General features: G+C 73.7%; 23 protein-coding genes and 1 riboswitch. Of the genes, 12 read left to right on the top strand and 11 right to left on the bottom strand.

Annotated elements, in window-relative coordinates; all coding sequences use genetic code 11:
- Positions 1–303: 303 nt before the first annotated feature.
- The 5 genes from IG74_RS0121820 to IG74_RS0121795 form a co-directional block, all read right to left on the bottom strand.
- Positions 304–1,287 (bottom strand): NAD-dependent epimerase/dehydratase family protein, encoded by a 984-nt coding sequence (locus tag IG74_RS0121820; protein WP_078868947.1) that lies wholly within the window; start codon positions 1,285–1,287, stop codon positions 304–306.
- 102 nt (positions 1,288–1,389) lie between these two features.
- The gene (locus tag IG74_RS0121815; protein WP_030679748.1) at positions 1,390–2,010 is read right to left on the bottom strand and encodes a winged helix-turn-helix domain-containing protein; all 621 of its coding nucleotides are present in this window, start codon (positions 2,008–2,010) and stop codon (positions 1,390–1,392) included.
- A 396-nt stretch (positions 2,011–2,406) separates the two neighbouring features.
- Complete coding sequence (glnII, locus tag IG74_RS0121805; RefSeq protein WP_030679745.1) at positions 2,407–3,435, bottom strand: glutamine synthetase; 1,029 nt, start codon at positions 3,433–3,435, stop codon at positions 2,407–2,409.
- A gap of 178 nt (positions 3,436–3,613) precedes the next feature.
- Positions 3,614–4,084: a hypothetical protein gene (locus IG74_RS0121800; protein WP_030679741.1), complete on the bottom strand. Its 471-nt coding sequence runs from the start codon at positions 4,082–4,084 to the stop codon at positions 3,614–3,616.
- 119 nt (positions 4,085–4,203) lie between these two features.
- Positions 4,204–4,572, bottom strand: coding sequence for an arsenate reductase family protein (locus IG74_RS0121795; RefSeq protein WP_030679739.1), 369 nt, complete (start codon positions 4,570–4,572; stop codon positions 4,204–4,206).
- A gap of 160 nt (positions 4,573–4,732) precedes the next feature.
- Between IG74_RS0121795 and IG74_RS0121790 the strand changes: the two genes are divergently transcribed.
- The 4 genes from IG74_RS0121790 to IG74_RS0121775 all read left to right on the top strand — a co-directional run bounded on the left by IG74_RS0121790 (position 4,733) and on the right by IG74_RS0121775 (position 8,727).
- On the top strand, positions 4,733–5,089 hold the full coding sequence (locus tag IG74_RS0121790; protein ID WP_030679737.1) for a hypothetical protein: 357 nt from the start codon (positions 4,733–4,735) through the stop codon (positions 5,087–5,089).
- Positions 5,090–5,178: 89 nt separating this feature from the next.
- A complete protein-coding gene (locus tag IG74_RS0121785) occupies positions 5,179–6,087 on the top strand; it encodes an alpha/beta fold hydrolase (protein WP_078868941.1) in 909 nt (302 codons plus the stop codon).
- 236 nt (positions 6,088–6,323) lie between these two features.
- Positions 6,324–7,664, top strand: a complete 1,341-nt coding sequence (locus IG74_RS0121780) for a DUF2252 domain-containing protein (protein WP_030679731.1) — start codon at positions 6,324–6,326, stop codon at positions 7,662–7,664.
- An 85-nt stretch (positions 7,665–7,749) separates the two neighbouring features.
- Entirely contained in the window at positions 7,750–8,727 is a 978-nt protein-coding gene (locus tag IG74_RS0121775; RefSeq protein WP_030679728.1) for an asparaginase, read from the top strand.
- Here IG74_RS0121775 and IG74_RS0121770 read toward each other — a convergent pair.
- A complete protein-coding gene (locus IG74_RS0121770) occupies positions 8,724–9,836 on the bottom strand; it encodes an HAD family hydrolase (protein ID WP_199818872.1) in 1,113 nt (370 codons plus the stop codon). The genes IG74_RS0121775 and IG74_RS0121770 overlap by 4 nt on opposite strands.
- Positions 9,837–10,097: 261 nt before the next feature.
- Here IG74_RS0121770 and IG74_RS0121765 point away from each other — a divergent pair, with 261 nt between their 5' ends.
- The 8 genes from IG74_RS0121765 (at position 10,098) to IG74_RS0121730 (ending at position 17,182) form a co-directional block, all read left to right on the top strand.
- Positions 10,098–10,970, top strand: coding sequence for an AraC family transcriptional regulator (locus tag IG74_RS0121765; RefSeq protein ID WP_030679722.1), 873 nt, complete (start codon positions 10,098–10,100; stop codon positions 10,968–10,970).
- Positions 10,971–10,975: 5 nt separating this feature from the next.
- A complete protein-coding gene (locus tag IG74_RS0121760) occupies positions 10,976–11,422 on the top strand; it encodes a VOC family protein (RefSeq protein WP_051855119.1) in 447 nt (148 codons plus the stop codon).
- Between the two features lie 52 nt (positions 11,423–11,474).
- A riboswitch (cobalamin riboswitch) is annotated at positions 11,475–11,602 on the top strand.
- Between the two features lie 178 nt (positions 11,603–11,780).
- A complete protein-coding gene (locus IG74_RS0121755; RefSeq protein ID WP_030679717.1) occupies positions 11,781–12,788 on the top strand; it encodes an ABC transporter substrate-binding protein in 1,008 nt (335 codons plus the stop codon).
- Entirely contained in the window at positions 12,785–13,849 is a 1,065-nt protein-coding gene (locus tag IG74_RS0121750) for an iron chelate uptake ABC transporter family permease subunit (RefSeq protein ID WP_030679715.1), read from the top strand. The genes IG74_RS0121755 and IG74_RS0121750 overlap by 4 nt, the downstream gene beginning before the upstream one ends.
- Before the next feature lie 284 nt (positions 13,850–14,133).
- Positions 14,134–14,868: an ABC transporter ATP-binding protein gene (locus IG74_RS0121745; protein ID WP_420709929.1), complete on the top strand. Its 735-nt coding sequence runs from the start codon at positions 14,134–14,136 to the stop codon at positions 14,866–14,868.
- Entirely contained in the window at positions 14,865–15,299 is a 435-nt protein-coding gene (locus tag IG74_RS0121740) for an MmcQ/YjbR family DNA-binding protein (protein WP_030679708.1), read from the top strand. The genes IG74_RS0121745 and IG74_RS0121740 overlap by 4 nt, the downstream gene beginning before the upstream one ends.
- Positions 15,300–15,339: 40 nt before the next feature.
- Positions 15,340–15,804: an Rrf2 family transcriptional regulator gene (locus tag IG74_RS0121735; RefSeq protein ID WP_051855118.1), complete on the top strand. Its 465-nt coding sequence runs from the start codon at positions 15,340–15,342 to the stop codon at positions 15,802–15,804.
- A gap of 166 nt (positions 15,805–15,970) precedes the next feature.
- The gene (locus tag IG74_RS0121730; protein ID WP_051855116.1) at positions 15,971–17,182 is read left to right on the top strand and encodes an MFS transporter; all 1,212 of its coding nucleotides are present in this window, start codon (positions 15,971–15,973) and stop codon (positions 17,180–17,182) included.
- Between the two features lie 21 nt (positions 17,183–17,203).
- On the opposite strand, the gene IG74_RS0121725 is transcribed toward IG74_RS0121730, so the two are convergent.
- The 5 genes from IG74_RS0121725 to IG74_RS0121705 all read right to left on the bottom strand — a co-directional run bounded on the left by IG74_RS0121725 (position 17,204) and on the right by IG74_RS0121705 (position 21,610).
- Positions 17,204–18,415, bottom strand: a complete 1,212-nt coding sequence (locus tag IG74_RS0121725) for a cation:proton antiporter (protein ID WP_030679700.1) — start codon at positions 18,413–18,415, stop codon at positions 17,204–17,206.
- Positions 18,416–18,520: 105 nt separating this feature from the next.
- A complete protein-coding gene (locus IG74_RS0121720) occupies positions 18,521–19,942 on the bottom strand; it encodes a DUF6351 family protein (protein WP_158857719.1) in 1,422 nt (473 codons plus the stop codon).
- A gap of 143 nt (positions 19,943–20,085) precedes the next feature.
- Positions 20,086–20,697 (bottom strand): dihydrofolate reductase family protein, encoded by a 612-nt coding sequence (locus tag IG74_RS0121715; RefSeq protein ID WP_030679693.1) that lies wholly within the window; start codon positions 20,695–20,697, stop codon positions 20,086–20,088.
- Between the two features lie 68 nt (positions 20,698–20,765).
- A complete protein-coding gene (locus IG74_RS52180; protein WP_158857717.1) occupies positions 20,766–20,912 on the bottom strand; it encodes a hypothetical protein in 147 nt (48 codons plus the stop codon).
- Between the two features lie 152 nt (positions 20,913–21,064).
- Positions 21,065–21,610: a dihydrofolate reductase family protein gene (locus IG74_RS0121705; protein ID WP_030679692.1), complete on the bottom strand. Its 546-nt coding sequence runs from the start codon at positions 21,608–21,610 to the stop codon at positions 21,065–21,067.
- Positions 21,611–21,694 lie beyond the last annotated feature (84 nt).

Genomic DNA, 21,694 nt, shown 5'->3' with positions numbered 1-21,694 from the left:
GGTCCATCCCGGCGGCGCGCAGCGCGGCCCTGTGTGGCCGGGGTCGCGGGTGGGCGCCCCCGCCTCGGGGGCAACGTGCCCGGGCAGGAGGGCAGCGGGTGGGACCGCCCCGGCGGGTGGGCCGCCCCCGCCTCGGGGCCACGTGCCCTGGCCAGGAGGGGGCGCCCCGCGCGAGGCCTGGCGGGGTGGGGCCGGCGCCCGTCCCCACCCCGCCGTGGGCAATCGTCCCGCAAGGCGAGTGAGGCCTCCCCGCGCACGCGGAGGGAGGCCCGGGTGGGGCCGCACCCGAGCGTCAGGCCGTCGTCATGCCAGAGCCGTCGCCTCCTTGGCCGGAGGCAGGCCCACCTCGGGCCGGTCGGGGCGGTGGGGTGCCACCCCGCCGAGGCCCTGGAGCCAGGTCCAGGTGTCGGCGACGGTGGCGGCCAGAGGTCGGCACCGCACCCCGGACTTCACCGCACTCGTGTCGTGCATCGTGTCGTACAGCTCCCCCGGCGGCAGCCACACCGGCAGCTCCGACCACGGCTCGATCCCCGCCCCGAGCACGGCGTCGGGCGCCGTCCACCGCAGCTCGGCCCCCGGCCCCCCGGCCACCTCCACACAGGCTTCGAGCAGGTCGCCCATCGTGGCGTGCCCCTGGGGGCACACGAGGTTGTAGGGCCCGTGGCGCCCGGCCGCCACCGCGTCGAGCGTCCACCGGGCGAGGTCCCGCACGTCGATGTACTGGATGCCCGCGTCCCGCGGTCCGGGCGCGAGCACGGGACCGCCCCGCGCGACCCGGTTCAGCCACCACGGCAGGCGTCCGATGTTCTCGTACGGACCGAGGATGAGCCCGGCCCGCACGAGCAGCGTCCGCTCCGCCCCGAAGGCGGCGCCGGCGGCGAGCTCCCCGCCCCGCTTGTCCTCCGCGTACGCCACAGCGTCCGCGTCCGGATCGCCGTCCACGACGGGGAACGACTCGTCCGATCCGGCCTCGCCGGGGTAGCGGTACACCGAGGCGCTGGACACGTACGCGTACCGTCCGGCGCGCCCCGCGAGCAGTCGCGCGGCGTCACGCACGGCCCGCGGCGCCCCGGACCAGGTGTCGACGACGGCGTCCCAGGTGCCGTCGGCGGCGGCGAGCGCGGCGAGCCCGTCGGGCGTCGTACGGTCGATGCGGACCGACCGGGTGCCCGCGGGGGCCGGGTGCCGCCCGCGGTGGCAGACCGTCACGTCCCAGCCGCGCGCGAGCGCGGCCTCCGTGACGGCCCGCCCCACGAATTCCGTACCACCGAGCATCAGAAGTCTCATGATCCGACTCTGCACGCCGGGCCCGCCGTACGGGAACAGGATTCCGCCAGCAGAAGAAACGGCAGGAGAACCGGCCGGAGGACCGGCCGAGGACCGGGGGGGTCAGCCCGCGGTCGGCGGCGCGTACTTGTAGCCCACGCGCCGCACCGTCTGGATCGTCCTGCGGTGCTCGGCCCCGAGCTTGCGCCGGAGCCGGGCCACGTGGACGTCGACGGTCCGCCCGTCGCCCACGTGGCCGTAGCCCCACACCGTCGTCACCAGCTGGTCGCGCGTGTGCACCCGGTGCGGGTGCGCGACGAGGTGCGCGAGCAGCTCGAACTCCAGGTACGTGAGGTCGAGCTGGTGCCCGTCGACGTGCGCGGAGCGCCGCGCGGTGTCGATCCGCACGGGCCCCTCGCCCCCGGCCCCCGGCGTCTGCTCGGGGTCGGGCGTGACGGACGCGAGGTGCTCCTGGCCCGCGGGCAGCAGGACCAGATAGCCGATCATCGGCGGCTGGCCCGGCAGCGCGGGCAGGGTGTGCTGCGGCGCGGGCAGGAGCGTCGCGCCGGGCGGCAGGAAGCCCGAGAAGTCGGTGAGGTCGGCGATCTGTGCCACCTCGTCGGGCGCGACCGCGCGCAGCCGCCCGCGTGCCGAGGGAGCGGCGATGCGGGTGGCGGTCTGCACGGGTGCGGCCGTGGCGGTGGCGGCGGCCTTGGCAGCGGTGAAGGAACGGGAGTTCGCCATGAGTCAGCTCTTTCGCGCTTGGGAGTCGTCGAGGACGTACGTCGTGCGCGTCAGGCCGGAGGCCGGGTGAACGGCTTTAGAGGGCCCGCGCGTTCAGCGCGCGGCAACACACCCGGTCGAAGTCATGGTGCTGCCGGGAAGGCCAGAAGGGCTCGAGGTCATGATGACCCGTCGCGATGTTCTGGAAGCTGCCCATGCCTCCCATTGAAGCAGATGGGAGCGGGTCCGGCTGACTCCTCTCACCTGCTGATACGAAGTCTTGGCGCCCTGGTGGCGTGAACTGGGCCCCGCCGCAAGGGGCGTTGCGCAGCACGAAAGGGCGCCCGCCGATTCGGTGGGCGCCCCTCGGGGTCCGGCCGGAACCAGACAGAACGGCATGGAAAGGGTCAGACTCGATCAGACCTGGTCGGCCTTCTCCAGGGCGGAGCAGCAGGTGTCGACGAGCAGACGCGTCACCACGTACGGGTCGACGTTCGCGTTCGGGCGGCGGTCCTCGATGTAGCCCTTGCCGTCCTTCTCGACCTGCCACGGGATGCGGACCGATGCGCCGCGGTCGGAGACGCCGTACGAGTACTCGTTCCACGGGGCGGTCTCGTGCAGGCCGGTGAGACGGTCGTCGATGCCCGCGCCGTAGTTCTTGACGTGGTCCATCGGCTTGGAGCCCTCGCCGAGCGACTCGCACGCGGTGATGATCGCGTCGTAGCCCTCGCGCATGGCCTTGGTGGAGAAGTTCGTGTGCGCGCCCGCGCCGTTCCAGTCGCCCTTGACCGGCTTGGGGTCGAGGGTGGCGGAGACCTTGAAGTCCTCGGCCGTGCGGTAGAGCAGCCAGCGGGCCACCCACAGCTGGTCGGAGACCTCGAGCGGGGCGAGCGGGCCGACCTGGAACTCCCACTGGCCGGGCATGACCTCGGCGTTGATGCCGGAGATGCCGAGACCGGCCTTCAGGCAGTTCTCCAGGTGCGCCTCGACGACGTCACGGCCGAAGATCTCGTCCGAGCCGACGCCGCAGTAGTAGCCGCCCTGCGCGGCGGGGAAGCCGCCGGCCGGGAAGCCGAGCGGGCGGTCGCCCTCGAAGAAGGTGTACTCCTGCTCGATGCCGAAGATCGGCTCCTGCGCCGCGAACCGCTCCGCGACCTCGGCGAGCTCGGCCCGCGTGTTGGAGGAGTGCGGCGTCATGTCCGTGTTCAGGACCTCGCACAGGACCAGGATGTCGGCGCCGCCGCGGATCGGGTCCGGGCAGGTGAAGACCGGCTTCAGGACGCGGTCGGAGGCGTGGCCCTCGGCCTGGTTGGTGGACGAGCCGTCGAAGCCCCACAGGGGGAGCTCGGCGCCCTGCGCGTCATCGGTGAGGATCTTGGTCTTCGAACGGAGCTTGGCGGTCGGCTCGGTGCCGTCGATCCAGATGTACTCAGCCTTGAAGGTCACGGGCCTCATCCTTAAAACACTTGGTACGGCGCAGTCGTGCGGGTGCTGCGGGCCGTGGCGATGACGGCAGCCTGTCAACGCGCGATTTCCCGTCCGTTGCCCGTATGTGAACCCCGTGTTACCTGGGGCGGGAGTGGCGCAGATCACCTCGCGGGGCCGGTCCGGGCCGGGCGCCGCGCTACTTGATCACCGCGTTGGCCGCCGCGATCAGCAGCCCGATCGCCGCGTCGGCGACGCCGATGAGCACGGCCGAGCGTCTGCGGTAGCCGGAGCGCAGTGCGGCGAAGGTGCCCCAGCCGAAGAGCAGCGCCGCGTTCAGGGTGAGCCCCGCGTACGTGACGCTCTTCTCCGGCCAGTCCATGATCCCGGCCAGGACGAGGAGCGCGACGGTCGGCCAGCAGGCGATGACCACCGGCCACTCGTCGGCCAGCGCCCAGCCGAGCCGGCGCCAGCGGTGGCTGCCGCTGCCCGGCTCGTGCGTGGCCATGTGGTGGGCGTAGCCGTGCGCGAGCGCCGCCGTGCCCGCGGTGACCATGACCCAGGCGGCGTCGTAGTACGGCGTGAACCGCTCGCCCTCGGACTGCAGGGCGGCGAGCAGCGCGCTCGCCAGAACCGTGCCGTACACACCCCCGGCCAGCCAGCTCCGCACGGCGCGCTCCCTTCACTCGTCCCGCGCCGCCGGTCCGGCCCGGGTGGAGCGCTCCACCCTACGTACCGATACGCAGGGATTCGTAAAGGTTTGCCCGCTCTTGTCGCTCGGTCGGGCGGCTAACGGCCGAGCGCGTCCCGCACCGCCTCCTCCGTGCGGGCCACCACCGCCGTGCCGTCGTCCGCCGTGATGATGGGCCGCTGGATGAGCTTGGGGTGCGCGGCGAGCGCCTTGATCCACGCCTCGCGGCCGGAGTCGTCGCGGGGCCAGCGGGCGCGGTCCTTCAGGTCGAGCTCCTTGGCGGCGGCCTCCTGGGTGCGGGTGATGTCCCAGGGTTCGAGGCCGAGCCTGCCGAGCACGTCGCGGATCTCGTCGGCGGTGGGCACGTCCTCCAGATAGCGGCGCACCGTGTACGCGGCGCCCTCCGCGTCGAGCAGCGTCAGCGCGCTGCGGCACTTCGAACAGGCGGGGTTGATCCAGATCTCCATGCCCGCACGCTACCTCCGAACCATCCGCCCCACGCCCCCTCAAACCCCCTCTGGCCAGGGAGGATTGCGATTCTGAGCACGGGCCGTTGTCAGTGCCGGCACGTAGAATGGAAGCAATGTTCGAAGGGGCCCGCGAGGGTTTCCGAACCGCGACAGGAGGATGTCCGTGCCCGCTGCCGCAGTCCCGTCCGCGCCCGCCAAGCCGACCGCCCGCTCCCGTAACCGCACCTCTTCCCGACGCACCCCGTGCCCGGCCAAGCAGCCGCTGCTCGACGTGCCGTATGTCCCCCTGGAGAAGCACCCCCTGCCGCCCGGCCGCCCCCGCGAGTGGTACATCACGCACAACCGCCGCCTCAAGGCCATGCGCCTGGCCATCGCCCTGCTCGACGCGGGCGTCTACGTGCCGAACCAGGCGAGCAACGTACGGATACGCACGATGGCGGAGACGGTGGGCATCCACCCCCCGTCCGACACCACGTGCCACATGGTGCGCGCCTTCATGCGCTACAACCGCTGATCCCGGCGGCGCGCCCCGCGCCCCGTCCCCCTCCGGCCGATGGGTCCGGGGGCGGGGCGCGCTGTCAGGGTCCGGTCATACTGATCCCCATGACCCAGCCGCCCAGCCTCGTCAACGGGCCCCGTTCCGCCGGGGAGTTGCCGCCCCTGACCACGGTCGACCTGCCGGACGGCACCCGCTTCGCGGTGCGCGGCCTGCGCGCCGACCCCACCGCCCCCGCGGTCCTCGTGGTGCCCGCCATGGGCACCCCCGCCCGCTTCTACCGCCACTTCGCCCGCGAGTTGCACGCCGCGGGGCTCACCGCCCTGACCGTCGACCTGCGCGGCCAGGGCGAGAGCACCCCGCACGTCAGGGACGCCGCCGCCCGCGACCACGGCTACCGCGTGATCCTCGAAGAGGACCTCGGCGCGATGGTCGACGCCGTGCGCGCCGAACTCGGCCCGGACGCGCCGCTGTTCCTGCTCGGCCACAGCCTCGGCGGGCAGCTCGCCCTGCTGCACGCCGCCGCCCGGCCCGGCCCCGTCGACGGCGTCGCGCTCGTCGCCTCCGGCACCGTCTGGTACCGCGCCTACGGCACCCTGCGCGCCCCCGCGCTGCTCCTCGTCACCACCCTCATCGCGGCCACCGCGACGCTCCTGGGCCGCTGGCCCGGCACCCGCTTCGGCTTCGGCGGCGACCAGGCCACGGGCGTCATGCGGGACTGGGCGCGCCAGGGCCGCACCGGCCGCTACCGCCCCACGGGCTCCGCACGGGACTACGAATCCGCGCTGCGCGCCCTGGACGTCCCGGTGCTCGCCGTCTGCGTCGAGAACGACACGTACGCTCCGGCATCCGCCATGGACCACCTGGTCGGCAAGGCCGCCGCCGCCCGCGTCACCCGGTGGCGCTACACGGAGCGCGAGGCGGGCGCCCGCCTCGACCACTTCGCCTGGACCCGCGCGGCCGGACCCCTCGCACGCCGGATCGCCCGCTGGGCCACGGCACAGGGCCCGCCCTGACGCGCCCTGACGTGCTCCGATGTGTTCTGACGTGCTGTGACGGCGTCACCCGCTCGGCCTAATCGGACATGCGCGCCCCCGCGCTTCGGCATTGGCTGCTCTTGGCCCATCAAGCCCGTCCGGCGATTGAGGACGAGCGCGAAGCGCGATAGACGGAGGTCGAGGGAGTACGGGACAGGGGTGGGCCCGGGACGCCCCGCGGGGGTCCCGCCCGCCCCGCCGAAAGGGGACCGCTCATGACGACCGCGGCCGAGCGTGCGGAGCGGGGCAAGGCCGCCCGCAAACGGGCCTCCCGGTCCTCGCACGGGGCCTGGATCCCCTCGGCGGACCGGGCCGACCCGGTGGCCGTCCTGGAGCGGCAGTCCGCCGACCGCGTGCAGGACCTGCTGCCGATCCGCTACGGCCGCATGGCCGCGTCCCCGTTCGCGTTCCTGCGCGGGGCCGCCGCCGTCATGGCGGGCGACCTCGCCGCCCAGCGCCACACCGGCCTCACCGTCCAGCTCTGCGGCGACGCGCACCTGCTGAACTTCGGCGTGTTCGCCTCGCCCGAGCGCCGGCTCCTCTTCGACCTCAACGACTTCGACGAGACCTACCCCGGCCCCTTCGAATGGGACGTCAAACGCCTCGCCGCCAGCGTCGCCGTGGCCGCCCGCGAGACGGGCCGGGGCGAGGACGGGGCCCACGACGCGGCCCTCGCCGCCGTCACCGCCTACCGCACCGCCATCCGGCGCCTGGCGCGCAAGGGCGAGCTGGACGTCTGGTACGCGAGCGTCGACACCGACGACCTGCTGCGCCTCATCGACTCCGCGCGCCGCCGCGAGCGCGCCGCGGCCCGCCTCGCGCACGCCCGCCGCCGCACCAGCCTCCAGGCGCTCGGCAAACTCACCGAGGTCGTCGACGACCGCCGCCGCATCGTCCACGACCCGCCCCTGCTCGAACCGGCGGGCGCCCCCGACATGGCGGCCCTGCGCAAGATCTTCGGCGACTACCGCTCGACGCTCGCCGAGGAACGCCGCCTCCTCCTCGACCGCTACCGCTTCGTCGACGCCGCCCGTAAGGTCGTCGGCGTCGGCAGCGTCGGCACCCGCTGCTTCATCGTGCTGCTCACCGGCCGTGACACCGAGGACCCGCTGTTCCTCCAGATCAAGGAGGCCGTGCGGTCCGTCCTCGAGGAGCACCTGCCCACCGGCCCCTACCTCCACCCCGGCCACCGCGTGGTCGCGGGCCAGCGTCTGCTGCAGGCCGCGGGCGACATCTTCCTCGGCTGGATGACGGGCCCGCAGGGCCGCGCGTACTACTGGCGCCAACTGCGCGACATGAAGGGCTCCGTGGACATCGCCGAGCTCGAACCCGCCGAGCTCCTCGCCTACGCCCGGCTCTGCGGCACCGCCCTCGCCCGCGCCCACGCCCGCTCCGGCGACCGCATAGCCATCGCCGCCTACCTGGGCTCTGCCGACACCTTCGACCGGGCCGTCGCGGCCTTCGCCGTGCGCTACGTCTCCCAGAACGCGACCGACCACAAGGCGCTGACCGGCGCGATCGAGGCCGGGGTCCTCACGGCGACGACGGCGTACTGAACCCCCGGGCGGTACGGACGGCGGTGTGACGCGCGCAACCCCGCCCGCCGGTTTCGGTCCGGTACGGGCCCGGGGAGCCTCCGGCATGACCACAACCGTCAGCGTCTTCACCCTCGGCGGCACCATCTCCGCCCACTCCGGCGGCGGCGCCGCGCGCCTCACCGGCTCCCAGACCCTCGCCGCCGTCCCCGTCCCCGAAGGCGTCAAGACGGAGCTGCACGACTTCCGCAGGCTCCCGGGCTCCTCCCTGACCCTCCAGGACCTGGCCGCCCTCGCGGAGCGCGTCGACGAGGCCACCGCCGCGGGCCACGGCGTCGTGGTCGTCCAGGGCACCGACACCCTGGAGGAGACGGCCTTCCTGCTCGACGTGGTGTGCGCGCCCCGCACCCCGATCGTGGTCACGGGCGCCATGCGCCGCCCCGACCTGCCCGGCGCGGACGGCCCGGCGAACCTCGCCGCCGCGCTCGCGGTCGCCGCGGACCCCCGCTGCCGGGGTCTCGGCGTCCTCGTGGTCCTCGCCGACGAGATCCACGCGGCCCGGCACGCGCGCAAGGCGCACACGACGTCGCTCACCACGTTCGCCTCGCCCGGCGCGGGCCCGCTCGGCCGCGTGGTGGAGGGCGTGCCGCGGATCCTGCTGCGCCCCCAGGAACCCACGGTGGAGCGCCCCTTGAGGCTCGGGAACGCCGTCCGCGTGGCCCTGCTGACCCTCAGCATCGGCGACGGCGGAGAGCTCGTCGAAGCGGTGGACGACCGCTTCGACGGCCTGGTCGTGGCCGCCTTCGGCGCGGGCCACGCCCCCCAGTGGCTGGTCGAACCGCTCGCGGCCCGCGCCGCCCGGATGCCCGTCGTCCTCGCCTCGCGCACCGGCGCGGGCCCGCTCCTCAGCGAGACCTACCGCGGCCCCGGATCGGAGGCCGACCTGCTCTCCCGCGGCCTGATCTCCGCGGGCCCCCTCGACGCCCCCAAGGCCCGCCTGCTGCTCCACGCCCTCCTCGCGGACGGCGCGGAACGGCCCACCATCGAGAAGGCGTTCCGGCGCCTGGACGGGAGCGGTGCCTAGCCGATCTGCTCCGGCGTGACAGTGAGCCACCGCTTGTCGGCGGTCACCGGCTGCCCCAATTCCCGCTGGCGCGCCGCGTTCTTCCGCTTCATTCCGTCCAGCTGCTTCATGTAGCTGTCCTTGCGGTTGACCCACACGCGCACGCCCCCGTGCCGCACGTCCGCCGAGTGGAACAGCATCGGCCCGTCGCTCACCGGCGTGTCCCCGGCCACGAGGACGGGCTTCTTCCACTCGTCGATGTACGTGGAGATCGCCGCGGGCTTGCCCTGGTACCAGGTCAGCGGCGCCCACAGGTTCGGCGTCAGCTCGTAACGGGCGAGGCGCGCCCGGTCCTTCGGCCCGAAGCGGCCCTCGGCGATCTCCTTGCGGGCGCTGGTGACGCGGCCGGTCCTCGGGTCCTTCAGCTGGAGGCCGACGCCGATGACGTTGCGCGGCTTCACCCCGTACCCGTACTTCGGGTCGGCGAGCACCATCCGCACCAGATCCTCGCTCGCGGCGCTCACGACGTACACCTCGATCCCGTGCGCGCGCAGCGACTTGTACAGCTCCCGCATGCCGGGGGAGAGCACCGGGCGGTGGACCTCGGTCCGCGTCACCTTCCCGTTCTCGTAGTACGTCGCCGGGATCGGCTCGTCGTACGCGAGCAGCTCGTCGACGTACCCCTTGAGGGTCTTCAGGGTGAAGCCGGAGAAGATCTGCGCGGCCCACGGGTAGCAGACCTGGTCGTCGACCTCGCACAGGCGGTTGTAGTAGCTGTAGAGGCTCTCCTTGTGCGTGGCCGTGTCCTTGAACGGGATGACCTTCAGCGACGGGGCCATCGACTTCCGCGTCAGGACGCCCTTCATCTCCAGGAACGGAAGCAGCGCCTCCTCCAGGTCGTTGCGGTACGTCGTGTTGTCCGCGTCGAAGACGGCGTACGCGCCCTTGTGCTCGTTCGCGGCGATGACCTTGCCGAGCTCGGCGGCCACCGGCTTCGGCCAGTGCTCAAGACCGGCGGCGACGCGGCCCTCCGCACCCGCCTGGCGCGCGTCGGCCGTGCCCGCGTCCGGCCACAGCGCGCCGCCCGCGAACACCGCCGCCGCGAGCGCCCCCGCGAGGCCGAAGGCCACCCGCTTGCTCCTGCTCCGTGCTCGTACAGCCGTGGTGTCCGTTCCTCGGATCCTCGGAAGTGGTGCGCCGCCCGGTGCGGAGCGGCGGGACATGCTACGAGCGCGCGGCGGCGATTCCCATGATCGATGTCACCGTGCGTGGCGGGCATGGGACGCGGGGGAGCGGGTAGCCGCGAGGGCACGCACGAGGCCGTGCCCGACCCCGCGGCCGACCCAGCGGCCGACTCCGCGCCCGGTCCCGTACGCGGTCACAATGGACCCATGGACACCGCACTGCGCGAGTTCGTCCGCGCCCCGCTGCCGCCGGAGCAGGGCGGCAGGGTCGTGTCCGCCGTGGGCTACCGCACCAGCGGCGAGACGCCGGGCCTGCACCGCGGCCTGCCGTCCCCGTATCTGACGCTGATCTTCTCGCTCGACGGGCCCGTCGTCACCGGCCGCACCGCGGAGCAGGCCACCGGGCCCGACGCCGTGCGCACCGACATCGTCGTGGGCGGCCTGCACCAGAGCCCGGCGTACGTCGTGCAGCCCGAGCACCAGGCGGGCATCCAGCTCGCCGTGCACCCGCTCGCGGCCCGCTCGCTCCTCGGCCTCCCGGCCGCCGAACTGACCGGCGTGCTCGTCGCCGACGGCACGGACGTCCTCGGCCGGATGGCCGCCGAGGTCCGCGAGCGGCTGTGCGCGGCCGACGGCTGGGACGAGCGGTTCGCCTGCCTCAACGCCTACCTGGCGCGCCGCGCCGCCGACGCCGGGCGCCTCGGCCCGGTGCGCCCCGAGGTCGCCGAGGCCTGGGCCTGGCTCGCCCGGCACCGGGGCGCGGGCACCCTGCGGGGCCTGGCCGCGCACGTCGCGCTCAGCGAGCGCCGCCTCTCGGCCCTGTTCCGCGCCGAGACCGGCGTCACGCCCAAGCAGGCGGCCCGGCTGCTGCGGTTCCAGCACGCGAAGGCGCGGATCGTGCGCGCGGTCGTCGCGGGCGCCCCCGCCGACCTCGCCCGCGTCGCCGCCGACTGCGGCTACTACGACCACTCCCACCTGGTGCGCGACTTCCGCCAGTACACGGGCGCGAGCCCGAGCGCCTGGCTGGCCGAGGAGTGCCGGAATATCCAAGCCGGGGGACACCGCGACGGCGAAGACTGAGCGGCATGAACACCACCGAAGCGGCACAGAGCACCCACACCTCCCCGAACCTGCGCGCCCCCGACGTCTGGCCCGCCTTCCAGGCCCACGACGCCCCCGCGCTCATCGACTTCCTCGTCACCACCGTCGGCTTCCTGCGCACCGCCGTGTACGAGGACGGCGGCCGCGTCGCCCACGCCCAGCTCGACTGGCCCGAGGGCGGCGGCGTCATGCTCGGCTCGTACGACCCGGAGTCGGCCGAGTGGTGCCTCAAGCCGGGCACGTTCGGCGCGTACGTCGTCACGGACCACGTCGACGCCCTCCACCGCCGCCTCAAGGAGGCGGGCGTGCGGATCGTCCGCGAGATCGAGGACCAGCCGTACGGCAGCCGCGAGTTCGCCGTCGCGGACCCGGAGGGCAACAAGTGGTCCTTCGGTACGTACCGCGGCGAACCACGCCCCGAGCAGGGGTGACGCCCGCCCGGGTGATAGCTTGCGCACGCCAGTCAACGCCCGCACCCGGGCCAGGGAATCCGGTGGGAATCCGGAACTGACGCGCAGCGGTGAGGGGGACGGGCGGGACCAGCGGCCACTGGATGTCACCGGACATCCGGGAAGGCGGCCCCGCCCGGACGAACCCGAGTCCGAAGACCTGCTGGCACCGCCGACCGCGCGCCGGGCGGCGGGGTTTCGCAGACCAGGCTCCGCGCATGAGCCATGAGACCCGGGAAGACCTGTGCCTCCTCTTGCCCCTCGCGCACCCCGCGCGGCCGCCCGTCCCCGCACCACCGCCCCCGGTGCCCGCACCGCGCCCGGGGCGCGCCTCACCGCGCTGCTCGCGGCGGGCGGCCTCGTCCTGCTCACCGCCTGCGGCGGCGGCTCGGCCGAGCGGCAGGACGAGGGGGCCAAGGCCGCGGGCTACCCGGTGACGGTCACCTCCTGCGGCAAGAAGGCCGAGGTCAAGGCCCCGCCCAAGCGGGCGGTCTCCCTCGACCAGGGCTCCACGGAGATCCTGCTCTCCCTCGGCCTCGCCGACCGCATGGCCGGCACCGGCACCTGGACCGACCCGGTCCTGCCCGGCCTGAAGAAGCAGAACGCGAAGGTCGAGCGCCTCGCCGACCGCTACCCGTCCCTGGAGAAGGTCCTCTCCAAGGAGCCGGACTTCGTCAGCGCCTCCTTCCTCTACACCGTCGGCAAGGGCGGCGTCGCCGACCGCGCCAAGTTCACCGAGCTCGGCGTCCCCGTCTACGTCTCGCCCACCGACTGCGCGGGCAAGGACAACAGCGGCGACGGCGACGGCACCCGCACCAAGACGCTCACCATGGACACCGTCTACGGCGAGATCCGCGACCTGGCCCGGGTCTTCCACGTGGAGCGGCGCGGCGAGCGCCTCGTCGCGGACCTCAAGTCCCGCGTCACCAAGGCCAAGCGCACGCTCAAGTCGTCCGACGCGTCCGTCCTGTACTGGTTCTCCGACTCCAAGGCGCCCTACATCGCGGGCTGCTGCGGCGCGCCCGGCGTCATCACCCGCACCCTCGGCGTCCGCAACGTCTTCGCCGACACCCGCGCCGAGTGGCCCCAGGTCAACTGGGAGACCGTGGCCGATCGCGACCCGGACGTCCTCGTCATCGGCGACCTCACCCGCAAGGCCCAGTCGGCCGAGAGCGCCCGCCAGAAGATCGCGTTCCTGGAGTCCAACCCCGTCACCAAGAACCTCACGGCCGTGAAGAAGAAGCGGTACGTGCTGCTCAGCGGCCAGGCTCTGAACCCGACGATCCGCACCGTCGACGGCATCGAACAAGTCGCGGCGGGGCTGCGCGAGTTCGGCCTGGCGCGGTGAGCACGGCCGCACCCGAGCGGGCCCGCGGCGGTCCGCGCCTCCGGTACGGCGCCTGGCGCACGGCCCTGCTGTGGGCGGCGGGCCTGGTGGCGCTGCCGCTCTCGGTGGCAGGCGCCGTCACCATCGGCCCGGCCGACATCTCCGTACCGGACGTCTGGGCCGCCGTGGCCGCGCACCTCGGCTGGGGCGAGGCGGAGCTCACCCCGCTGCGCGACGGCATCGTCTGGAACCTGCGCATGCCGCGCACCCTGCTCGCGGGCGTGTGCGGGGCGGGCCTCGCGGTGTGCGGCGCGGTCCTCCAGTCGCTCCTGCGCAACCCGCTCGCCGACCCCTTCGTCCTCGGCGTGTCCTCCGGGGCGTCCACGGGCGCGGTGGCGGTGGTGGTCCTCGGGGTGGGCGGGGGAGCGCTGTCGGTCTCCGGCGGGGCCTTCGCCGGTGCCCTGTGCGCGTTCGGCTTCGTGCTGCTCCTCAGCCAGGCCCTGGGCGCCACGACGGACCGCGTGGTCCTGTCGGGCGTCGCGGCCATGCAGCTCTTCTCCTCCCTCACCTCCTTCGTCATCCTGACGGCGGCGGACGCGGAGACCACGCGCGGCGTCCTGTTCTGGCTGCTCGGCTCGTTGAGCGGCGCGGACTGGACGGACGTGGCGGTGTGCGCGGCGGTCCTCGCCGTGGCCCTGGCGATCTGCCTGTCCCAGGCCCACACCCTCGACGCCTTCGCCTTCGGCCAGGACGCGGCGGCCGCCCTGGGCGTGCACGTCACCCGGGTCCGGCTGCTCCTGCTGTGCACCACGGCCCTCCTCACGGCGGCCCTGGTCAGCGCCGCCGGGGCGATCGGCTTCGTCGGCCTGACCCTGCCGCACGCGGCCCGACTGCTCGTCGGCCCGCGCCACGCCCGGCTCCTTCCGGTGACGGCCCTGACCGGCGCGGTCTTCCTCATCTGGGTGGACACCCTGGCCCGTACGCTCCTGGACCCGCAGGAGGTGCCGGTCGGGGTGGTCACGTCGTTGATCGGCGTGCCCGCGTTCGTGGCGGTTCTCTATCGGACCAGGAGGGTCGGGTGAGCGCGGGGGGTTGGGGTTCGGATGGGGGCCGGGGTTCTGACGTGAGCCGGGGTTCGGATGGGGGCCGGGGCTCCGACAGGGGCCGGGCCTCCGATGCGGGTCGGGCCGCCGACACGGACCGGCGTTCCGATACGAGCCGGGCCGCCGACACGGGCCGGGCCTCCGATACGGGCCGGACCGCCGACACGAGCCGGACCGCCGACGCAGGCCGGGCCTCCGGCGCGGAAGGCCTCAGCGCCGACCGGGTCTCCCGGGCCGCGGGCGGCCGCCTCATCGTCGACGGCGTGACCCTGACCCCCCGGCCGGGCACGGTGGTCGGCCTCCTGGGCCCCAACGGCTCCGGCAAGTCCACGCTCCTGCGCCTCCTCGCGGGCGTCCTGACCCCGGCCTCCGGAGTGGTCACCCTCGACGGCGAGCCGCTGCGCGACCTGGGCCGCCGCGCGGTCGCCCGCCGGCTCGCCCTGGTGGAGCAACAGGCGGACACCCAGGTCGACCTGACGGTACGGGACGTCGTCCGCCTGGGCCGCGTCCCGCACCGCCGCGCCTGGGTGCCGGCGACGGCCGACGACGAGCGGGTCGTCACCGAGGCCCTGGCCCGCACGGGCCTGTCCGACCGCGCCGACCAGCCCTGGCACACCCTCTCCGGCGGCGAACGCCAGCGCTCCCACATCGCCCGGGCCCTGGCCCAGTCGCCCCGCGAACTCCTCCTCGACGAGCCCACCAACCACCTGGACATCCACCACCAGCTGGACCTCCTCACCCTGGTGGCGACCCTCCCCGTCACCACGGTGATCGCCCTGCACGACCTCAACCTGGCGGCGATGTTCTGCGCCGAGATCCTGGTCCTGAAGGAGGGCAGGGCGTACGCGCACGGCACGCCCGAGGAGGTCATCACCGAGCCCCTCATCGCGGAGGTCTACGGCGTCCGGGCCCGCGTCACCCCGTCCCTCGCCCCGCACGACCACCCGACCGTCACCTTCCTGCGGCCGTCGGACCCGCCGCCTACACTCCCCGGATGACCACGCCACCCGACGACGAGGTGCCCCTCGACACGCTCGTACGCCTGCGGGCGATCTGCGGCCGCCTCCCCGACGCGTACGAGGAGCGGGCCTGGACCGGCACTCGCTGGCGCGTCCGGGACCGCACCTTCGCCCACGTCTACCTCACCGACCCCACGCGCCCCGCCGCCACCCACGCCCACGCGGCCGTGCCCACCACGACCCTCACCTTCCGCGCCCGGGGCGAGGAGTTCGAGGCCCTGACGCACGCGGGCCCCCCCTTCTTCCGCCTGGGCTGGGGCGCGAACGTGGTCGGCATGCACCTGGACGCGGCCGCCACGGACTGGGCGGAGGTCGCCGAACTCCTCGTGGAGAGCTATCGGGCCCTGGCCCCCAAGAAGCTCACGGCGCTCCTCGACGAACAGGGCTGGACAGCCGCGCCTCTGTCGTAACAGAATCGGTTGTGACGGGGAATCGAGCGCTGGAGGGTCCATGAGCGCCAACAGCCGCATGACCGTGGCCACGCACACGCTGACGTGGATGGCCCTGGTCTGCCCGAAGCGGCCGGACGGCATCGTGACGTCCGACCAGATCGCCGCCAGCGTCAACACCAATCCCGTCGTCATCCGCCGCACGCTCGGCAGCCTGCGCGACGCGGGCCTCGTGGTGTCGCAGCGCGGCCAGGGCGCGGGCTGGCGACTGGCCCGCGAGCCCGAGTCGATCACGCTCCGGGACGTGTACCTCGCGGTCGAGCCCGACCCGCTGTTCGCCCTTCACCCCTCGACCCCCAACCAGAAGTGCCCGGTGGGACGCGGCATCCCGCCGGTCCTTCGCGGCGCGTACGCCCGCGCGGAGGAGGCGATGAAGGCCGAACTGGCCGACGTCACCGTCGCGGACGTGCTCAAAGAGACGGTCGCTCCCGAGGGCACGGTCACCCTCAAGGAGACCATCGCCTGACCCACCCACCGCCCAACGGGCCGGTCCGAGCGGACCGGCCTTTCTTGAGCCCTGTGTTGTAACAGATTCAGTTACATCAATGGAGTCGGTGCGGCCGACCCCACCCACCACGCCCATCCCAATGAACTCGCCCCACCCATCGCCCACACAGGAGGTCCCGTCCCCCGTGTACCGCTCACTCCTCGTCCTCGCCGCCGGAATGTTCGCCATCGGCACCGACAGCTTCGTCATCGCCGGCATCCTGCCGGACGCGGCCGACTCGCTCGGCGTGTCCGTGGGAACGGCGGGATGGCTGCTCACCGCCTACGCCTTCACGTACGCGGTCCTCGGCCCCGTCATGGCCGCGTGCACCGCGCGCAGGGCCCGGCGCCCGCTGTTCCTCGCCGGGTTCGCCGTCTTCACCGCGGGCAACCTCCTGACCGCCTTCGTCCCCGACTTCGGTGTGGCCCTGGCCGGACGGGCGCTCGCCGGGTTCGGCGGGGCGATGGTCACCCCGGCCGCCGTCGCGGCGGCCGCGGCCCTCGCCCCGCCCGAGCGGCGCGGCCGCGCCATCGCCACCGTGATGACGGGCCTCAGCGCGGCCACGGCGCTCGGCTCGCCCCTCGGCACGGCGATCGGCAGCGTGACCGGCAACTGGCGCCTCACCATGGTGTTCGTGTCGGCCCTCGGCGTCCTCGCCGCGGCGGCCGTAGCGCTGCTTCTCCCCACGATCCCCACGCCCCCCGCGGTCCCGCTGCGCACGCGCCTCGCCCCGCTGGCGGACCGCCGCATCGGCCTTACCCTGCTCACCACGCTCCTCGTCTACACCGGCCTCTACACGGTGTACTCCTTCATCAGCGAGAGCCTCGACCGCGCGACGGGCGGCAGCGGCACCACCCTGGCCGTGCTGCTCTTCGTCTGGGGCCTCGCGGCCACGGTCGGCACGCTCGGCTCGGGCGGCCTGACCGACCGAGTCGGCAGCCGCCGCGTCATCAACACCGCGATCGTGGTGGCGGCGATCGACTTCGCCCTGCTCCCGTGGACCAGCGCCCACCTCCCGTCCACCGTGGTGGCGTTGCTCGTCTGGGGCGTGTGCGGCTGGGGCCTCCTGGCCCCGCAGACCCACCGCCTGATCACCGCCCTCCCGGCCGCGGCCCCCCTCCTCACGGGCCTCGCCTCGGCGATGGTGTACGTAGGCGTCTCGGCGGCCCCGCTCGTCGGCCAGGCGGGCATGGCCTGGGCGGGCCCCCACTGGCTGGGCCCGATAGGCGCGGCCTTCATCGTGCTCGGCCTCGGCACGGCGGAGGCGGCCCACGCCACCATCCGCCGCGCACGGAGTGACGCCCCCGTCGGCGGACCGGAGCCCCGGGCGCGGTCCACGGAGGGCGCCCGCCCCTGACGCCACCGTGAGCCGGCGGCGTCACCACGTCTCGGCCGCCCCGGCGGTGGGAGAGGAGGGGCCCGCCCGGTGCCCGGCGAGCGCCTTGAGCGCGAGCAGCGGGAAGGCCAGGACGGACAGCAGGGCCGCGCCGACCAGGGCGGCGGCTTCGCCGGACGCCAGGACGCCGTCGTCGACGCCGATGGTGGTGATGGCGACGACGAGCGGCAGGGCGGTGGAGGAGTACAGGGTGAGCGCGGCGCGTTCGCGCCCGGACAGGTCGCGCGGGGCCAGCAGCCAGGTGGGCCCGCCGCGCACCAGGAGGAACAGCAGGAGGAAGACCGGCAGGAGGGCGAGCGGACGGCCGCCGTCGAGCAGGGCCGAGAGGTCGAAGCCGATGCCGGTGACGACGAAGAAGACAGGGACCAGGAAGCCGAAGCCCATGGCTTCGATCCGGCCGAGGACCTCGGCGCCCGCCTCGGCGCCGGCGCCGCGCAGGACCAGTCGCGTGAGCAGCCCGGCGGCGAACGCGCCGAGGAGGGTGTCGAGGCCGAACGCGGCGGACAGGCCGAGCATCGAGGCGAGCAGCAGCATCACGTACCGCACGGCGAACTGGCCGCTGGAGTGGAGGGTCTTGGCGACGACGCGCGCGAACCACGGGGGCCGCGGGCGCAGCGCCCAGAAGACGGCGGCGGCCGTCACAGCGGCGAAGGCGACGAGCAGTGCGGTCGCGACGCCTGGGGCCCGGCCGCTGAGCAGCAGCGAGATCGCGATGACAGGCCCGAACTCGCCGACCGCCCCGAACGCCATCACCACGGTCCCGAACCGGCCGCGCAGCAGGTCCGCGTCGCGCAGCAGCGGCAGCACGGCACCGAGCGCGGTGCTGGTCAGGGCGGTGCCGATGACGAAGCTCTTGGTGGCCTGCGCGCCGGTCAGGGCGAACGCGATCGCGAGGGCCACCGCGAGCGACGCCGCCCAGGCCCCGACGGCGCGGCGCAGCGTGTCACCGCGGACGGCCGCGAACTCGATCTCGTACCCGGCCAGGAAGATCAGCATCGACAGGCCCAGGCTGGACAGCGTGTCGATGACGGCGTCGGGCCTGGCCCAGCCGAGCACGTCCGGACCGATCACGATTCCCAGGACGATCTCGAAGACGGCCACGGGGACGGTGAGCCGGCGCCCGACCGCGTACGCGAGGAGCGGGGCGAGCACCGCCATGGCCATGATCAGGATCAGCGTCCCGGGATGCGACATGCGTACTGACTAGCATGAATCCGGGCAAATCTATCAAGGTGAGCGGGTCCGAGGAGCCAAAGAGGTGTCATGGGCCGGGCCTCCCCGACGGTGGTGCGGTGTTCATCAGCGGGACGGCCGGGGGAAGCGGGCGGGGGTGAACCGGACGAAGGCCGGGGGCACGGTCTTCTTCTCGAACGTCGCGAGGTCCAGCACCTGCTGGAGCCTCGGCTCGTGGCGCCCGGCGGACCGGTTCAGTGCCCGCGGACCGGTGCGGGGCCAGCGGTCCGTCGCGGCCTTGGCCACCAGCGCCTCCAGTGCGGTGATCTCGTCGGCGGCACTGAAGGCACAGTGCGAGCCGCGGTTCACGTACAGCTGGCGGAGGTTGTCCGGCTCGCCGTTGCGGCGGACCTGGTCGGCGTACCACCCGGCCTGGTCGGAGACCGCGCCGCCGTCCTGGGTGTTGTGCAGCGTGACCACGGGCCGGGGGGTCGTCCCGCGCGTGATCGTGTACCGCTTCATGTAGTCGACGGCCCTCGGGTCCGCCGTGATCCGGGTGCCGGCGTTCAGCTTCGCCAGATCGGCGGCCAGACCGGCGTCGGCAGAGCCGGCGGCCCGGTACGCCTTGCGGACCAGGTCCTTCCGTGCCGAACCGGCCAGCTGCTGCCGGTAGTCGACGCCGGTGTTGGCGGTCGGGTTCCCGCCCGCCCGGCGCTCCAGGTCGACCCGGCCGAGCGGGCCGGTGCCCGCGACGTACGCGTTGCGCAGCCACTGCGCCTGCGCCCGCACGCGGTCCGCGGTCGTCACCGGCTGGGCCTCGTGCGCGGAGTACCACCCGGGGATGTTGCCCAGCGCGCCGGCGAGGGCGAGGCGAGCCCTGCCGCGCTCGGTCTCCAGGGCGCGGTCGATCGCCGCCACGAGGACGCTGACGCCGCGCTCGGGGTCGCGCGGCCGCACCAGGTCGATGTCCTGGTCGGCTTCGGGCACCAGGAGTGCCTTGAGGGCGTAGGTCATGTCCAGGGTGGTGTTCCAGGTCCCGTTGCCGTCGTACTCCGCGCACATCGAAAGCACGCCGTCGAACCGGTCCGGGTACCGCTCGCCCAGCAGGGTGGCGACGGTTCCGCCCATCGACTGGCCGGTGCTGAAGGTGCGCTGCGGCCGTCCGACGTGCTCGGCGAACCAGTCCCGCAGCGCGATCTGGTCGGTCAGCGCGTCCGCGACCGCGTACCCGTGCGTGCCCTTGTAGTCGGATGCCGCCAGGGCGAAGCCCTTGCCGAGCAGGGCCTCTTCGGCTTCTTCGCTGTTGGTCAGGGCCGTCTTCTCCGGTGCCCAGCCCGCGGGGTAGTAGCCGTGGCTGTACAGCAGCAGGGTCCCGTTCCAGCGCTCCGGGACCTCCACGCGGTACTTCGCCCCGTCGATCTCCCCGGTGTACGACCGGCGCTCGCCCGCGCTGTCCGCCGCCTCCGCGGCCACCGTGGTGCCGGTCCCGACGACCGAGCCCGCCACCAGCACGGCGGCCACGGCGGCGCTTCTTCCTCGTCTGCTCATCAGGAGCACTCCTTTCGTCCTTCAACGTTCGGCGTATGCGGGGAAAGACCCTCGGCCGACGGGGAACTCATCGGACGGGGCGGGCCGGTCGGCGCACCGGCGCCGGCCGGCCCACGGGAGAGGGCGAAGGTGCTGCGTGCCGGTTACGCGGCGGCGGTCGCCGGGTCCTTGGCCCGGTAGGTGCACACGTGCACGCCGGTGCCGCTGGTGACCGTGGAGACCAGCTCGAAGGAGCGCAGGACGCCGTCCGTCGGGTAGATCGACTTACCGCCGCCGAGGAGCACCGGCATGATCATGAGCCGGAGTTCGTCGACCAGGCCCTCGGCCAGGAGGGTCCGGGACAGCGACGCGCTGCCCAGGACGGTCAGGTCGCCGCCTTCGGCCGCACGCAGCTGCTTGATCCGGTCGACCGCCTGGTCGCCCGGTATGAGCGTGGAGTTGTTCCAGGCCGCCACGTCGTCCGTGCCGAGGGTGCTGGACACGACGTACTTGGCGACGCTGTTCATGTGGTCGGCGAACGGGTCGCCCGCCTGGCCGGGCCAGGCCGCCGCCATGACCTGCCAGGTGCGGCGGCCGTAGAGCATGGCCCCGGTGTCCTTGGACCAGTCGGCCAGGGCCGGGCCCATCACCTCCGGGTCGAAGAACGGGTGCGACCAGCCGCCGTGGGCGAAGCCGCCGTCGCCGTCCTCGTCCGGGTGGCCCGGAGCCTGTACGACGCCGTCGAGGCTGATGAACTCGCCGATCGTGATGCGCATGGGTGACTCGCTTTCCTGCTGACGGGATGGGGATCGGTTGCGGAAGTGGCGGGTGCCGGGTCCGCGGGTCAGGCGCGCCGGGGTTCGTAGCGCAGCGCGGCGACATGGGCGGAGAGGCCCTCGGGCCACGGGAACGTCAGCCAGTCCATCGCGTCGTCCGGCCCTGCCGTGTAGCCGTCGACGGATACCTGTACCTGGAGCTTCAACGTGCGCACGGGAGTGCCCCTTTCATGGGTGCGGTGAATGGGCGCGGTGGCGGGCCCGTGGTGGATGGTGCGGTGACGGGCCGGTGGGATGGTGCGGTGATGGGCCTGTGGGGTGGTGCGGCGATGCCCCGACCCCGTGAGGGCGGGCGCGGTCGGGCCGGTCAGGGGCGTGCCGGCGCCCGGTACTCCAGGACGACGGCCCCGGACGCGAACACCGAGGTTCCGGTGAGTGTCCATGTGCCCGGAACGCCGGACTCCGGGAACAGGCGTCGCCCGGCGCCCACGGTCTCCGGGTGGACGCACAGCTTGAGCACGTCGACCAGGCCGAGGCGGAGCAGGTGCCCGACGAGCTCGGCCCCGCCGAGCACCAGCAGGTCCTGGCCCGGCTCGGCGCGCAGCTTCGCGATGTGCTCGGCCATCTGACCGGGGATCAGTACGCCGCTCCACGGGACGTGTTCGAGGCTCGTGGACACCACGTACTTCGGCATGGCGTCCACCAGCCTGGTGTACTCCTCCTTCGCGTCGCGCCACGGCCAGGCCGCGGCCATCTCCTGGAACGTCACCCGGCCCAGCAACAGCGCCCGGCTCGCGGCCACTTGGCCCAGCTGGTACTTCTCGTGCCCGCCGTACCGCGACGGCCGTGCCCAGGGTGGATCCGTGACCGCGCCGTCAAGGGAGACGTGCATCAGGACGACGACTTCGCTCACGCGTGGGGCTCCGATCGATCTGGCGGGAAACCGACGTCCGACACGGCCTCGACCCGGCGCGAAGCCCGTCGAACGCGGCCCCAT

The organism is Streptomyces sp. NRRL B-1347 (assembly GCF_000720325.1).
Classification (GTDB): domain Bacteria; phylum Actinomycetota; class Actinomycetes; order Streptomycetales; family Streptomycetaceae; genus Streptomyces.
This window is presented reverse-complemented; position numbering and strand designations above follow the sequence as displayed.

Coding starts and splice junctions, on each gene's coding strand:
- IG74_RS0121815 (WP_030679748.1), bottom strand. CDS start 2,010: ATGGCGAACTCCCGTTCCTTCACCGCTGCCAAGGCCGCCGCCACCGCC.
- IG74_RS0121775 (WP_030679728.1), top strand. CDS start 7,750: ATGACCACAACCGTCAGCGTCTTCACCCTCGGCGGCACCATCTCCGCC.
- IG74_RS0121735 (WP_051855118.1), top strand. CDS start 15,340: ATGAGCGCCAACAGCCGCATGACCGTGGCCACGCACACGCTGACGTGG.
- IG74_RS0121765 (WP_030679722.1), top strand. CDS start 10,098: ATGGACACCGCACTGCGCGAGTTCGTCCGCGCCCCGCTGCCGCCGGAG.
- IG74_RS0121790 (WP_030679737.1), top strand. CDS start 4,733: ATGTCCGTGCCCGCTGCCGCAGTCCCGTCCGCGCCCGCCAAGCCGACC.
- IG74_RS0121780 (WP_030679731.1), top strand. CDS start 6,324: ATGACGACCGCGGCCGAGCGTGCGGAGCGGGGCAAGGCCGCCCGCAAA.
- IG74_RS0121795 (WP_030679739.1), bottom strand. CDS start 4,572: ATGGAGATCTGGATCAACCCCGCCTGTTCGAAGTGCCGCAGCGCGCTG.
- IG74_RS0121725 (WP_030679700.1), bottom strand. CDS start 18,415: ATGTCGCATCCCGGGACGCTGATCCTGATCATGGCCATGGCGGTGCTC.
- IG74_RS0121720 (WP_158857719.1), bottom strand. CDS start 19,942: ATGAGCAGACGAGGAAGAAGCGCCGCCGTGGCCGCCGTGCTGGTGGCG.
- IG74_RS0121760 (WP_051855119.1), top strand. CDS start 10,976: ATGAACACCACCGAAGCGGCACAGAGCACCCACACCTCCCCGAACCTG.
- IG74_RS0121715 (WP_030679693.1), bottom strand. CDS start 20,697: ATGCGCATCACGATCGGCGAGTTCATCAGCCTCGACGGCGTCGTACAG.
- IG74_RS0121785 (WP_078868941.1), top strand. CDS start 5,179: ATGACCCAGCCGCCCAGCCTCGTCAACGGGCCCCGTTCCGCCGGGGAG.
- IG74_RS0121740 (WP_030679708.1), top strand. CDS start 14,865: ATGACCACGCCACCCGACGACGAGGTGCCCCTCGACACGCTCGTACGC.
- IG74_RS0121820 (WP_078868947.1), bottom strand. CDS start 1,287: ATGAGACTTCTGATGCTCGGTGGTACGGAATTCGTGGGGCGGGCCGTC.